General features: G+C 63.7%; 12 protein-coding genes. 5 read left to right on the forward strand and 7 right to left on the reverse strand.

All coding sequences use genetic code 11. The features are described from left to right. Positions 1-2: 2 nt before the first annotated feature. The gene (locus tag ACH2AT_RS04455) at positions 3-641 is read right to left on the reverse strand and encodes an orotate phosphoribosyltransferase (protein ID WP_394963999.1); all 639 of its coding nucleotides are present in this window, start codon (positions 639-641) and stop codon (positions 3-5) included. Positions 642-809: 168 nt separating this feature from the next. After that, a complete protein-coding gene (gene rny / locus ACH2AT_RS04460; RefSeq protein WP_394964000.1) occupies positions 810-2,363 on the reverse strand; it encodes a ribonuclease Y in 1,554 nt (517 codons plus the stop codon). A 577-nt stretch (positions 2,364-2,940) separates the two neighbouring features. On the opposite strand from rny, the gene thrS reads away from it, so the two are divergent. Together thrS and ACH2AT_RS04470 are read left to right on the forward strand one after the other, a co-directional pair. Next, positions 2,941-4,842, forward strand: coding sequence for a threonine--tRNA ligase (gene thrS, locus ACH2AT_RS04465; RefSeq protein WP_394964001.1), 1,902 nt, complete (start codon positions 2,941-2,943; stop codon positions 4,840-4,842). 129 nt (positions 4,843-4,971) lie between these two features. Then, a complete protein-coding gene (locus tag ACH2AT_RS04470; RefSeq protein WP_394964002.1) occupies positions 4,972-6,576 on the forward strand; it encodes an MBL fold metallo-hydrolase RNA specificity domain-containing protein in 1,605 nt (534 codons plus the stop codon). A gap of 73 nt (positions 6,577-6,649) precedes the next feature. On the opposite strand, the gene hemW is transcribed toward ACH2AT_RS04470, so the two are convergent. Next, positions 6,650-7,723 carry a radical SAM family heme chaperone HemW gene (hemW, locus tag ACH2AT_RS04475; protein WP_394964003.1) on the reverse strand — a complete coding sequence of 358 codons (1,074 nt, stop codon included), beginning with the start codon at positions 7,721-7,723 and terminating at the stop codon, positions 6,650-6,652. A 112-nt stretch (positions 7,724-7,835) separates the two neighbouring features. Here hemW and ACH2AT_RS04480 point away from each other — a divergent pair, with 112 nt between their 5' ends. Beyond that, on the forward strand, positions 7,836-8,585 hold the full coding sequence (locus tag ACH2AT_RS04480; protein ID WP_394964004.1) for a Bax inhibitor-1/YccA family protein: 750 nt from the start codon (positions 7,836-7,838) through the stop codon (positions 8,583-8,585). A 53-nt stretch (positions 8,586-8,638) separates the two neighbouring features. Here the strand turns inward: ACH2AT_RS04480 and lepA are convergent, their stop codons facing one another. The 4 genes from lepA to ACH2AT_RS04500 are packed head-to-tail and all read right to left on the reverse strand — an operon-like array spanning position 8,639 to position 13,038. After that, the gene (lepA, locus tag ACH2AT_RS04485; RefSeq protein WP_394964005.1) at positions 8,639-10,444 is read right to left on the reverse strand and encodes a translation elongation factor 4; all 1,806 of its coding nucleotides are present in this window, start codon (positions 10,442-10,444) and stop codon (positions 8,639-8,641) included. Positions 10,445-10,498: 54 nt separating this feature from the next. Further along, the gene (locus tag ACH2AT_RS04490; RefSeq protein ID WP_394964006.1) at positions 10,499-11,038 is read right to left on the reverse strand and encodes a cysteine hydrolase family protein; all 540 of its coding nucleotides are present in this window, start codon (positions 11,036-11,038) and stop codon (positions 10,499-10,501) included. A 19-nt stretch (positions 11,039-11,057) separates the two neighbouring features. Further along, entirely contained in the window at positions 11,058-12,242 is a 1,185-nt protein-coding gene (alr, locus tag ACH2AT_RS04495; protein WP_394964007.1) for an alanine racemase, read from the reverse strand. A gap of 46 nt (positions 12,243-12,288) precedes the next feature. Beyond that, positions 12,289-13,038 carry a tRNA 2-thiocytidine biosynthesis TtcA family protein gene (locus ACH2AT_RS04500; protein ID WP_394964008.1) on the reverse strand — a complete coding sequence of 250 codons (750 nt, stop codon included), beginning with the start codon at positions 13,036-13,038 and terminating at the stop codon, positions 12,289-12,291. Between the two features lie 326 nt (positions 13,039-13,364). Here ACH2AT_RS04500 and rplM point away from each other — a divergent pair, with 326 nt between their 5' ends. After that, complete coding sequence (gene rplM / locus ACH2AT_RS04505) at positions 13,365-13,793, forward strand: 50S ribosomal protein L13 (protein ID WP_177521983.1); 429 nt, start codon at positions 13,365-13,367, stop codon at positions 13,791-13,793. Positions 13,794-13,809: 16 nt separating this feature from the next. Next, positions 13,810-14,208, forward strand: coding sequence for a 30S ribosomal protein S9 (gene rpsI / locus ACH2AT_RS04510; protein ID WP_177521982.1), 399 nt, complete (start codon positions 13,810-13,812; stop codon positions 14,206-14,208). Positions 14,209-14,219: the final 11 nt, after the last annotated feature.

A 14,219-nucleotide genomic window follows, 5' to 3' on the forward strand; every position in this document is an offset into this window, starting at 1 on the left:
TGTTACAGTTTGGAATAGCCGAAGCTGTTCACCAGCGCGTCCAGCTTGACGCCCTGCTTGCAGTAGGGGCAGTCCTTGAACTCGTAGCTGGCGTAGCCGGGCAGGTCGGCGGGGGAGAAGATGGACTGGATGTCCAGCCCGTCGATGGACTTCATGGTGCTGTACACCGCGGCCACGCCCTGCACGATGCCGCCGTAGTACTGCACGCATTCCACGCTCTTGTTGATGGTCTTGCCGGTGGCCACCGAGGCCATCAGGATGAGAACGTGCTTGCCCTTCAGCATGGGCTGGAGGTTGTCGCGGAAAAGCAGCTGGCTGTTGGAGTTGTATTCCGGGCGGATGACATAGATGGACTGGTGGGCGTTGATGGAGGCAAGGCCGCTTTCGGTCAGTTCCCGGGCAAGGCAGGCGCCGATGACCTGGGTGCCGTCCAGGCAGACGATGGTGTCGATGACGGTGCTGGTGACGTATTTCTGGGCCAGCTCCCGCGCCACCGCCTCGGCGTCGCGCAGGCGGGTCTTGAGGGTGGTGATGTCGATGTAATAGTTGATGTGGCTGTGGTTGGTGGCAAAGTGCCCCTGGGCCACCTTCAGCGCCACCGCGCCGCTGCGGGAATAGACCTTCTGCATACGCTGTTCCATAAAGCATCCTCCATGCTCAAAGGCGTCTTGCCCTGCCCGGACAAAACGCCTTTTTTTTAGAATACTATATTTCCGGCCTGAAAACAAGACGAAATGTTAAAAAATTATTGTGCAGAATTCCTGTGGAAGGCAAAAACAGAGGCCCCGAAGGGCCCCTGCTTTCAAAACTCATTTCGCGTATTCCACCGCGCGGCTCTCCCGGATGACGTTCACCTTGATCTGACCGGGGTAGTCCAGTTCTTCCTCGATCTTCTTGGTGATGGCCCGGGCCAGGAGCACCAGATGGTCGTCGTCCACCGCGTCGGGCTTCACCATGATGCGCACCTCGCGGCCCGCCTGCACGGCGAAGGCGGTCTCCACGCCCTCGAAGCTGCAGCTCAGCTCTTCCAGGTTTTCCAGCCGCTTGATGTAGCTTTCCAGGTTCTCGCGGCGGGCGCCCGGGCGGGCGGCGCTGATGGCGTCGGCGGCCATCACGATGAAGGCCAGCGGGGTCTTGGGCTCCACGTCGCCGTGGTGGGCCTCAATGGCATGGATGATGGCCGGGTTCTCTTTGTACTTGCGGGCGATCTCCACGCCGATCTGGATGTGGCTGCCTTCGATCTCGTGGTCCAGGGCCTTGCCGATGTCGTGCAAAAGGCCCGCGCGCCGGGCCTGGGTCACGTTCACGCCCATCTCGGCGGCCAGCAGGCCGGAGAGGTAGGCCACTTCCAGCGAGTGGTTCAGCACGTTCTGGCCAAAGCTGGTGCGGAACTTCAGCCGGCCCAGCAGCTTCACGATGTCGGGGTGGATGCCATGCAGGCCCACCTCCATCACCGCGCGCTCGCCCTCCCGCTTCATGCTCAGTTCCAGCTCGCGGCGGCACTTCTCCACCGTCTCCTCGATGCGGGCGGGGTGGATGCGGCCGTCGGTGATGAGGCGCTCCAGCGTCATGCGGGCCACCTCGCGGCGGGCCTGGTCGAAGCTGGACAGGGTGATGGCCTCGGGGGTGTCGTCGATGATGAGGTCCACGCCGGTGGCGGTCTCCAGGGCGCGGATGTTGCGGCCCTCGCGGCCGATGATGCGGCCCTTCATGTCGTCGTTGGGCAGCGGCACAACGCTCACGGTGGCCTCGCTGGAATGGTCGGCGGCGCAGCGGGCGATGGCCTGGCCGATGAGCTCCCGGGCCATGGCGTCGCACTGGTCTTTCAGGTTTGCCTCGTAGGCGGCCACGCGCATGGCCTTCTCGTGGGTCAGATCCTGGTCCAGACGGTTCAAAAGCAGCTGCTTTGCGTCCTCCTGGGTCAGGCCGGCGATGGTCTCCAGCTTTTCCAGCTGGCGGAGCTTGAGCTGCTCCAGCTCGTCCAGCTTGGCCTCCACCAGTTCCGAGCGCTGGCGCTGTTCCTCTTCCTTCTGCTCAAAGGCGGCCACGCGCTTGTCCAGGGCCTCTTCCTTCTGGTCGAGCCGCCGCTCCTGGCGGGACAGCTCGCTGCGGCGCTCCTTGATCTCCTTGTCGGCCTCGGTCTTCATGCGAAGGGCTTCGTCCTTGGCCTCGATCACGGTCTCCTTGCGTTTCTGTTCGGCGGCCTTGATGGCGTCGTTCACGATGCGCTTGGCTTCCTCTTCAGCACTGCCAAGCTTTGCCTCTGCGGTCTTGCGGCGGTAGGCCGAACCCGCAAAAAAACAGACAAACCCGCAAACGACAGCTGCAACGACCGCCACCGCGAAAGTGATGATGGGTGGCAATTGTTTCAACTCCTCAAGATAAAATGGGTATCTGAGATAACCGCCGTTCTGGGCTTGCCTGTTTGTTTCAAAAGGGCAAAACAAGGCCTTTATTTATAATTGACAATGAGCATACCAAAAAGACCCTTGGAGGGGCCCTGTCATATAAATCGCACAGCGCCGGCCCTGCATGGCTTTGGGCCCAGCGGCAGATCATCAAATATACTACTACATTATTTTAATGAACAGTTTACAAATTGTCAAGAAATATTGACAGCCGCCCAAAAGAAGTATATCATTAGGGCACAGTCTTATCCCGCAAAGCGCCGAAGCGGACACGGGCGGGCCAAGACGCACACCAGAGAGGGCCGCCGCCCGGTTTCGGGGCGCGCTGCAAGCGGCTTTGTGCGGCATGCCTGACCTACCACCGCCGAGCGCGGGGGCGAACCCCCGCCGGGCCGGGCCCGTTACAGCCCAAAACGAGCGGCGTTTTTTCTGAGAAAGCGCAATTCGGGTGGAACCGTGGAGCAGGATGCTTCATCCCGTGTGTTTTTGCAACGGGGTGGGGCGTTTTTTCGTTTACAGGAGGTTTGAGAAGATGATCAATGTGGAACTGAAAGGGGACGTGCGCCAGTTCGAGGCGGGCGTGTCCGCGGCCGACGTGGCCAGGAGCATCGGCATGGGCCTCTACAAGAGCGCCTGCGCCGCCAGGGTGAACGGCGAGGTGTGCGATCTGCGCACCGTTTTGAACGAGGACTGCACCCTCGAGATCCTCACCTTTGAGGACGAGGGCGGCAAGCACGCCTTCTGGCACACCGCGGCCCATGTGATGGCCCAGGCGGTGCAGCATCTGTTCCCCGGCGCCCATTTCGGCATCGGCCCGGCGCTGGAAAACGGCTGGTACTACGACATCAAGGCAAGCCGGCCCCTGACCACCGGCGACTTTGAGGCCATCGAGGCCGAGATGAAGAAGATCGTCAAAGAAGACCTGCCCCTGGAAAAGCGGGTCATCACCGTGGAGGAGGGCCGCGAGATCTTCGCCGGCCAGACCTACAAGCTGGAGCTGCTGGAAGAGTACGCCGCCAAGGGCTGGGAGCTCACCGTTTACCAGCAGGGCGACTTCACCGACCTGTGCGCCGGCCCCCATCTGATGAGCACCGGCGCCATCAAGGCCGTCAAGCTGACCAAGGTGGCCGCCGCCTACTGGCGCGGCGACGCCGCCCGCGACAGCCTGGACCGGCTTTACGGCATCGCCTTCCCCAAGGCCAGCGGCCTGGAGGAGTATCTGAAGCTGATGGAAGAGGCCGCGAGGCGCGACCACCGGCGCCTGGGCAAGGAGCTGGAACTGTTCACCCTGCTGGAAGAGGGCCCCGGCTTCCCCTTCTTCCTGCCCAAGGGCATGGTGCTGAAGAACACCCTCATCGACTTCTGGCGGCAGATCCACCGCGAGGCCGGCTACCAGGAGATCAGCACCCCCATGATGCTCAACCGCAGCCTGTGGGAGCGCAGCGGCCACTGGGACCACTACAAGAACAACATGTACACCACCGTCATTGACGACACCGATTTTGCCATCAAGCCGATGAACTGCCCTGGCGGCATGCTGGTGTACCAGACCCAGCCCCGCAGCTACCGCGACCTGCCCCTGCGCATGGGCGAGCTGGGCCTTGTGCACCGGCACGAGCTGTCCGGCGCGCTGCACGGCCTGATGCGGGTGCGCTGCTTCACCCAGGACGACGCCCATATCTTCATGACCCCCGGCCAGATCAAGGATGAGATCAAGGGCGTCGTGCAGCTGATCGACAAGGTCTACAGCCTGTTCGGCTTTGAGTATCACATCGAGCTGTCCACCATGCCGGAAGACCACATGGGCAGCGAGGAGGACTGGGCCCGCGCCACCGACGGCCTGCGCAGCGCCATTGAGGAGCTGGGCCGCGAATACACCGTGAACGAGGGCGACGGCGCCTTCTACGGCCCGAAGCTCGATTTCCATCTGGTGGACGCCATCGGGCGCACCTGGCAGTGCGGCACCATCCAGCTGGACATGCAGCTGCCCGAGCGCTTTGAGCTGGAGTACACCGGCGAGGACGGCCAGAAGCACCGCCCGGTGATGATCCACCGCGTGGTGTTCGGCAGCATCGAGCGCTTCATCGGCATCCTCATCGAGCACTTCGCCGGCGCCTTCCCCACCTGGCTGGCCCCGGTGCAGGCGATGATCATCCCCATCACCGACCGCCAGCACGCCTACGCCAAGGAGCTGGAAGCCAGGCTGAACGCTGCCGGCATCCGCGTGGAGAGCGATATGCGCAGCGAGAAGATGGGCTACAAGATCCGCGAAGCCCAACTGAAGAAGATCCCCTACATGCTGGTGGTGGGCGACAAGGAGATGGAGGACGGCACCGTGGCCGTCCGCGCCCGCAAGGAGGAGAAGGGCGGCGCCATGACCGTGGACGCCTTCCTGGAGGCCATCCGCGCCGAGATCGACAGCAAGGAGCGGTGATTTTTCACTGAACAAAGCGCACCGTTTCCCCAAAAGGGAGGCGGTGCGTTTTTCTGCCTTGCCCCCGCAGGGCGGGCGGGGTATAATAAAGAAAATACGACCGCCCGCAAAGGAAGGGGGAGCAAGCAAATGAAACTTTCGTTTTTGGGCGCCGCCCATGAGGTGACCGGCAGCTGTTACCTGCTGCAGGCCGGCGGCTTCAACCTGATGGTGGACTGCGGCATGGAGCAGGGCCGCGACATCTACGAGAACCAGCCCCTGCCCCTGGCCCCCGGCCAGGTGGACTGCCTGCTGCTGACCCACGCCCACATCGACCACTCCGGGCGCATCCCCCTGATGGTGAAGAACGGCTACAAAGGCCCGGTCTTCACCACCGGGGCCACCGCCGAATTGTGCGGCATCATGCTGCGCGACTCCGCCCACATTCAGGAGTTCGAGGCCGAGTGGCGCAACCGCAAGGCCAAGCGCTCCGGAGGCGAGGAGTACCAGCCCCTCTACACCATGCAGGACGCCGAGGCCGCCCTGGCCCTGTTCCATGAAGTGGATTACGGCGAGACGGTGGAGGTGGGGCCGAACATCCGCGCCCGCTTCACCGACGTGGGCCACCTTTTGGGCTCCGCGTCCATCGAAGTGTGGGTCACCGAAGGGGCCGAGACCCGCAAGGTCGTCTTTTCCGGCGACATCGGCAACACCCGCCAGCCCCTTCTGCGGGACCCCCAGCCCATCCACGAGGCGGACTATGTGGTGATGGAATCCACCTACGGCGACCGCAGCCACGGCCCCCGGCCGGACTATGTGCCCGCCCTGGCCGCCGTCCTGCAGGATACCTTCGACCGGGGCGGCAATCTGGTCATCCCCAGCTTCGCCGTGGGCCGCACCCAGGAGATGCTCTATTTCCTGCGCCAGATCAAAGAACAGAACCTGGTAAAGGGCCACGGAAACTTCACCGTGTATGTGGACAGCCCCATGGCCGTGGAGGCCACCCAGGTGTTCAAGACCAGCTGGGCCGAGTGCTACGACGAGGAGGCCCGCACCCTGGTGATGCAGGGGGTGAACCCCATCAATTTCCGGGGGCTCAGGCTCTCTTTGAGCAGCGACGACTCCAAGGCCATCAACTTTGACCCCGAGCCCAAGGTCATCCTGTCCGCCAGCGGCATGTGCGAAGCCGGGCGCATCCGCCACCATCTCAAGCACAACCTCTGGCGGCCGGAGAGCACGGTGCTCTTCGTGGGCTACCAGTCGCCGGGCACCCTGGGCCGTGCGCTGGTGGAGGGCGCGAAGGAGGTCAAACTCTTCGGCGAGACCATCGAGGTGCGCTGCAAGGTGCAGGTGCTGGCGGGCGTGTCCGGCCACGCGGACAACGAGGGCCTTGTGAACTGGGTGAAGAATTTTGAGACGAAGCCCCGCACTGTTTTCGTCACCCACGGCGAGGACGAGGTGTGCGACATCTTCGCGAACCGCCTGCGCTCGGAACTGGGTCTGGCCGCCGCCGCGCCCTACAACGGCGCGGAGTATGACCTGGTCACCGGCAGCTGCCTTGCGGTGGGCAATACCCAGCGCATTGCCAAGGCCGAGACCGGCGGCAGGAAGCGGGAAAACCCGGTGTTCCGCCGCCTGCTGGACGCCGGCCACCGCCTGCTGAACATCATCAAAGCCAAGGAAGGCCACGCCAACAAGGAGCTGGCCCGCTTCGCCAGCCAGGTGGAAGCCCTCTGCGACAAGTGGCAGGATTGAAATTTTCCGAGGGACGCCAAACTCGGAAGGCCGCGGGGGTGCCCCACGGCCTTTCCTTTAAACGGTTTTCGCCTCATGGCAAAAGCTCCGTGAGGATGCTGTTCTGCACCAACATGCCTTCTGGCGTAAGGGCCAGGCGGTCGCCGTCGAACACGGCGTAGCCCGCCGCCGCGCACCGGCGGATGAAGGCAAGGCGGCTTTCGTCAAAGGCAAGGCCGTACCGCTCTTTTAAAAGGGAGAGGCGCAGCCCCTCGGCAAGCCGCAGCCGCAGCATGACATAGTCCGCCCCGGTGCATTCGCCTTCCGGCGTGGGGGCCGCCCCGGCCAGGAAATCCGCTGTGCTGCGGCCGAAGGAAAAACGCCTGCCCCCCATGCAGCTGGCCGCCGCAGGGCCGAGGCCCAGATAATCCCGGCAGTCCCAATAGAGAAGGTTGTGCCTGCCCTCAAAGCCGGGCCGGGCGAAGTTGCTGATCTCGTACTGGGCATAGCCCGCCTTCGCCAGCTCGTCCACCGCGTAAAGATAAAGATCCGCCGCTTCGTCCTCGCCGGGCAGCCCCGCTGGGACATCGCGCCCGAAGGGGGTGCCCGGCTCGATTTTCAAAAGATAGGCCGAGATGTGGGCCGCGCCCCCTTCCGCCAGCAGGGCGAGGGTGCGGTCGAATTCCTCCCGCGTATAATGGGGCAGGGCCAGCATGATGTCGCCGGTGATGTTCTCAAAGCCGGCGGCCTTCGCCGCGGCCAGCGCCGCTTTGCTCTGGGCGGCGGTGTGGGGGCGGCCCAGCCGGGCGAGGCTGGCGTCGTCCGCTGTCTGCACCCCCAGGCTCAGCCGGCCCACCCCTGCGGCGCGAAAGCCCGCCAGCTTTTTTTCGTCCACCGTTTCGGGGTTTGCCTCCAGCGTTATTTCCGCGCCGGGCAGCGGGCCGGCGGCTTTGAGCAGACGGCACACCTGGGCGGGGGAGAGCAGGCTGGGGGTGCCGCCGCCGAAGTACACCGTCTCGGGCCGGCCGGGGCACATCGCCGCCATCCGGGCGATGAGGGCGTCCACATATTCGTCGGGCACGCCGCGGCTGGCCCCGGCGGAATAAAAATCGCAGTAGCGGCACTTGGCCAGGCAGTAGGGGATGTGCAGATACAGCCCGAAGCCCATGGCGCGGCCTCCCTTCCTCAAAGGTTTCACAGGCTATTATAAATTATTTTGATTTTGTTTACAATTCCGGCAATATTCTGCGGTATAATAAGGCAAAAGGAGGAGGATCCCCATGAATGAACCATACGGACAGGGCTTTGAGCCCGAAAACAATACCTTTTATGCAAATCAGGGCCCGGACGGGGTGTTCAGCACCAACGCCCGCTATGAGACGCTGGCGGAGTACACCGCCAAGACCTTCGGCTGGATGTTCGCCGGCCTGACGGTCACCTTCCTGGTGGCGCTGGCAGGCTATGCCAGCGGCATCGGCATCCTGCTGCTGGCCAATCCCCTGCTGTTCTGGGGCCTTGCCATCGCCGAGATCGTGGTGGTGATGGTGATGAGCGCCCGCATCCACAAGATCGGCGTGGGCGCCGCCCGGGGCATGTTCTTCCTCTACGCCGCCCTCAACGGCCTGGTGTTCAGCTGCTACTTCTACCTCTATCAGATGTTCGACCTGGTGCTGGCCTTCGGCGCCACCGCCCTGTATTTTGGCATCATGGCCGCCTACGGCTACCTCACCAAGCAGGACCTGTCCGGCTGGGCGAAACCTCTGATGTTCGGCCTCATCGCCATGCTCATCGTCAGCGTGTTCGGCATCTTCTTCGGCGGGGTGAACATCCTGCTGTGCTGCGTGGGCATCGTGCTCTTCGCCTGCTACACCGCCTACGACACCCAGAAGATCAAAGCCGCCTACTTCGCCTACGCCGGCAACCCGGAACTGGCGAAAAAGGCCTCGGTGTTCTCGGCGCTGGAGCTGTATCTGGACTTCATCAACCTGTTCCTCTACATCCTGCGCATCTTCTCCCGCAGCCGCGACTAAACAGCAGCGAAAAAGAGGGCCGCCCCACCGGGGCGGCCCTCTTTTTGCGTGTTTCAGTTCTCGTCCAGCTTGAGCACGGCGGTGAAAGCCTCGCTGGGCAGTTCCACGCTGCCCAGCCGGCGCATCTTCTTTTTGCCTTCCTTCTGCTTTTCCAGCAGCTTTTTCTTTCGGGTGATGTCGCCGCCGTAACACTTGGCCAGCACGTCCTTGCGCATGGCCTTCACCGTCTCGCGGGCGATGACCTTGCCGCCGATGGCCGCCTGGATGGGGATCTCAAACATCTGGCGGGGAATGTTCTCCTTCAGCCGCTCGGCCAGGCGGCGGCCCTTGGCGTAGGCCTTGTCCGCATGCACCACCATGCTCAGCGCGTCCACCATGTCGCCGTTGAGCAGCATGTCCAGCTTGACCAGCTTGCTCTCCTTGAAGCCCTTCATCTCGTAGTCGTAGCTGGCGTAGCCCCGGCTGCGGCTCTTGATGGCGTCGAAGAAGTCGTAGACGATCTCGCCCAGGGGCAGCTCATAGTGCAGGTCCACCCGGTCGGCGTCCAGATACTTCATGTCGATCATGACGCCCCGCCGGTCCTGGCAGAGGTCCATCAGGCTGCCCACATACTCGGCGGGGGTGTAGATGTGGGCGTCCACATAGGGCTCTTCCTGCTTGGCGATGCGGCCCGGGTCGGGGTAGTCCGACGGGTTCTCGATGGTGAGAACGCTGCCGTCGGTGAGGGTGAAGCGGTATTCCACGCTGGGGGCGGTGGTGATGAGGTCCAGATCGAACTCCCGCTCCAGCCGCTGGGTGATGATGTCCAGATGCAAAAGGCCCAAAAAGCCGCAGCGGAAGCCAAAACCCAGCGCCGCACTGGTCTCCGGCTCAAAGCTCAAAGCCGCGTCGTTCAGCTGCAATTTTTCCAGCGCGTCCTTCAGATCGGGATACTTCGCGCCGTCCACCGTGTAGATGCCGCAGAACACCATCGGCGTCACCTTGCGGTAGCCGGGCAGCGGCTCGGGGGTGGGGTTCGCCACCAGGGTCACGGTGTCGCCCACGCGGGTCTCCCGCACGTTCTTGATGCTGGCGGTGAGGTAGCCCACTTCGCCCGCCTCCAGATGGTCACAGGGCATCAGGCTGGTGGCGCCCATGCGGCCCACCTCCACCAGGGTGAACTGGGCGCCGGTGGCCATCATCCGCACCGTGTCGCCGGGCTTCACCGTGCCCTCGAATACCCGGATGTAGACGATGACGCCCTTGTAGCTGTCGTAGACGCTGTCGAAGATGAGGGCTTTGAGGGGGGCGGTCTCGTCCCCCTTGGGGGCGGGGATGTCAGTGATGACCCTTTCCAGCACGTCCTCGATGCCGACGCCCATCTTGGCGCTCACCCGGGGCGCGTCCATGCAGGGCAGGCCGATCACGTCCTCCACCTCTTTGGCCACCCGGTCCGGCTCGGCGCTGGGCAGGTCGATCTTGTTCAGGATGGGCACCAGCTCCAGGTCGTGCTCCAGCGCCAGGTAGGTGTTGGCCAGCGTCTGAGCCTCCACGCCCTGGGTGGAGTCCACCACCAGCACCGCGCCCTCGCAGGCGGCAAGGCTGCGGCTCACCTCGTAGCCGAAGTCCACATGGCCCGGGGTGTCGATGAGGTTGAACTCGTAGTGCCCGCCGTCGCGGGCGGTGTAGTCCAGCGTCACCGCCCGGGCCTTGATGGTGATGCCCCGCTCCCGCTCCAGCTCCATGTTGTCCAGCAGCTGGTCCTCCATCTGGCGCTCATCCACGCTGTGGGTCTTTTCCAGGATGCGGTCCGCCAGGGTGCTCTTGCCGTGGTCGATGTGGGCGATGATGCAGAAATTGCGGATGTTCTTTTTCGACAAACAGGTCCCCTCCAAAAAAACAGGTGTGAAGCCGGGAAGCCCCGGCGCTCGAGTTCAGATCACGTTGTAGCCCATGCCAGCCAGCAGGTCCAGGGCCTTCTGGCCCATGGCCTCGTCGCCGGTGCCGCACAGGTCCTTCAGCACGGTGATGGTGCTGGAAAGAAAGGCGGAGTGCAGCACCACCGCGTTGCTCACCACGCAGATGTTGGTGACCACGCCGCACAGGGCGATCTCTTCCGGCTCGCCGCCGCAGAGGGCGCGGGCCGCTTCGGGCAGTTCCATGCTGCCGAAGGTGGGCTTGTCCACAAAGGCGATGCTTTCGTTTTCCGCCGCCTCGAATCCGGCCAGCTTGCCGTAAAGGCGCCAGCCCTCGCTGCCTTCGATGCAGTGGGGCACCGGCAGGAAACGGCCCTCCCGGGTATCAAGATAATCGGGGGCGTGGGTGTCCCGGGTGAAGAGCACCTTCCAGCCCGCCGCCAGCGCCGAGCGCACCCTGTCGTACAGGGGGCCTTCCAGCTTTTCCGCCCCGGCATAGCCCAGCGCGCCGTCCACAAAGTCTTTCTGATAGTCCACTACCACAAGCAGCTTGCTCATTTTTCCGTCCTCCGATGCGTCAGAATGAAGTCTGGTTCAGATAGTCCGCCAGCCCCACGGCCTTGCCGCCCCTGAGGTAGACCCGGGGCACCCGCAGCGCCAGCGCGCACATGATCTCGTAGGGAATGGTGCCCGCCTTGCGGGCCACATCTTCGATGGTGTCGCAGCCGGGCGCGCCGAAGATGCAGGCTTCGTCGCCCGCGTCCACACCGTCGAGGTTTGTCACGTCCACCATCAGCTGGTCCATGCACACCCGGCCGATGACCGGGGCGCTCTGGCCGTGGATGCTGCACACCCCCTGATTGGTCAGGCTGCGGGGGTAGCCGTCGGCGTAGCCCACGCAGAGGGTGGCCACCCGGCGGGGGGCGGGGGCGGTGTAGAGCAGGCCGTAGCTCAAAGACTGGCCCGCCTCGATGGTCTTGACCTGGCTCACCCGGGCCTTCAGACGAAGCACCGGGCGAAGGCCCTCAAAGTGCACCTCGTCGCTGGCATCGCACCCGTAGAGGATGATGCCCGGCCGCACCAGGTCCATGCCCCATTCCGGGTGCTCGGTGAGGGCGGCGGAGTTGCAGCAGTGAACGGTCTCGAGGGAAACGCCCCGGATCTTCAGCGCCTCGGCCACCTTCACGAAGCGGTCGTGCTGGCCGGCGGTGTAGGCGATGTCGGCGGGGGCGTGGCTGTCCGCCACGGCGAAGTGCTGGAACAGGCCGGTGACATTGAGGCCCGGCAGGCCGCAGCAGCCCGCCAGGGCGGACACGCAGGCCTCGATGTGCCCTTCGCTGCGGGCGTCAAAGCCCAGCCGGCCCATGCCGGTGTCCACCTTCAGATGAGCCTTCACCCGCCCGCCGGCGGCCCGGGCGTTCTCGCTCAGCGCCTGGGCGTAGGCCCCGCTGAACACCGCCTGGGTCAGGTCGTGGCGGATGAGGTCGGCGGCGTAGGCCGGGTCGGTGTGGCCCAGGATGAGGATGTGCCCCGTTACCCCGCCGGCGCGCAGGTGCAGCGCCTCGGCAAGGCAGCTCACCGCGAACCACTGGGCCCCGGCGGCCTGCAAAGTCTGGCACACCATGCCGTCGGCGTGGCCGTAGGCCCCCGCCTTCACCACCGCGCACACCTTGGCAGGGGCGGCGTGGGCCGCGATGCGCTTAAAATTATGGGCGAGGGCGTCCAGGTCCACTTCGGCCCAGCAGTGCTTTTCAAACTCCAATGGTAACACCTCGCTTGCCGCCATCAGGCGGCGGAATGGCCCGCGCTCACCGGCGGGCCCTGCGGCCCCCGGCGCCGGGCCCGGGCGCCCAGCCGTCCAGGCCGGCACCCTGCAGGGCCCCCAGCATCTTCTGGCGGAAGGCCGGGTCCTTTTTGGCCATGGCCGCCACATAACGTTTCATCTCCTGGCGGCGGGTGGCCCCGTCCGCGGGGCAGGCGCTCTTCACCACCGGCAGGCCCAGCTCCCGCACCGCCCGGCGCACTTCGGCCTCGGTGGCCAGCACCATAGGCCGGATGAGATACAGCTCCTTGCGGGAAAGCCAGGTCACCGGCGAAAAGCAGCCCAGCCGCCCCTCGCCCCAGAGGTTCATGTAAAAGGTCTCCACCGCGTCGTCCAGGTGATGGCCCAGGGCCACCCGGTTGCAGCCCAGCTCCTTGGCGGTGTTGTGCAACAGGCCCCGGCGCATCTTGGCGCAGAGGGCGCAGGGGTTCTTCTCCCTGCGCAGGTCGAACACCACGTGGCCGATCTCGCTGCGGCGGATGTGGTATTCCACGTTATACTCCGCGAACAGCTGTTCCAGCGGCGAATAATCTGTGGGCGTGTTCCCAAACTGGGGGTCCAGGCTCACCGCCACCACCTCAAAGGGGATGCCCAGATATTCCCGCAGGCGGGCAAGGCCCACCGTGAGGGCCACGCTGTCTTTTCCGCCGGAAACGCCCACGCACACCCGGTCGCCGGGCGCGATCATGCCGTATTCCTGAATGGCTTTGCGCATCAGCCCTTCCAGACGCTGCATGGGGCAGCCCCCTTCCATATAATGTATTATAAAGACGGGCGCTCCATGCCGCAAGGGGCAAAGAGGCACTTTTCCCGGTCATTATACCACACACGGGGCAATCTGCACAAACATCACGAAAATTTTTGAAAAAATAGAAAACGAGCAAACGGTAGAATGAGAGAGTATGAGAGAGAATGAGCGAGTGAGCCGGGAATAAATCAAAATAATCGAAAAAAGTGCTTGACGCGGCTTTGACTTTCGGTTATAATCAACCTTGCGCCGATGTGCGCCAAACCGCATTCACGCGCCTTTTGGCACGAAAAGAAAATCAGGAGGAACAGCAAATGAGCACTACTCTCGCCAAACCCGCCCAGACCGAGCGTAAGTGGTATGTGATCGACGCCGCGGGCAAGCCCCTCGGCCGCGTTGCCGCCAAAGCCGCCGTGCTGCTGCGCGGCAAGAACAAGGTCACCTTCACCCCCAATGTGGACTGCGGCGACCATGTCATCATCATCAACTGCGACCAGGCGGTCCTGACCGGCAAGAAGCTGGAGAAGAAGTACTACCGCACCCATTCCGGCTGGATCGGCGGCCTGAAAGAGACCCAGTACAAGACCCTGATGGCTGAGAACAGCGACAAGGCCATGTACGTTGCGGTGAAGGGCATGATCCCCGCCAACACCCTGGGCGCCAAGGCCATGACCCGCCTGCGCTGCTACAAGGGCGCTGAGCACCTGAACGCCGCCCAGAAGCCCGAAGTCTACGAGTTTTAATAGGAGGCAATAGAATATGTACGAGACGAAACCTTATTTCTACGGCACCGGTCGTCGTAAGAATTCCGTTGCCCGCGTTCGCGTCTACACCGGCACCGGCAAGATCACCATCAACGATCGTGACATCGACGATTACTTTGGCCTGGAGACCCTGAAGCTGATCGTTCGTCAGCCCCTGGCTGTGGCCGAGGTCGAAGGCAAGTTCGACATCGTGGTCCGCGTGAACGGCGGCGGCGTTTCCGGCCAGGCCGGCGCCATCCGTCACGGCCTGTCCCGCGCCCTGCTGCAGTACGACGAGAACCTGCGTCCCGCTCTGAAGAAGGCTGGCTTCCTGACCCGCGATCCTCGTATGAAGGAGCGCAAGAAGTACGGCCTCAAGGCTGCCCGTCGCGCTCCGCAGTTCAGCAAGCGCTAAACTTTATCAAA

Origin of the sequence: Candidatus Allofournierella excrementigallinarum (assembly GCF_944388085.1) — a bacterium.
Taxonomy (GTDB): domain Bacteria; phylum Bacillota; class Clostridia; order Oscillospirales; family Ruminococcaceae; genus Allofournierella_A; species Allofournierella_A excrementigallinarum.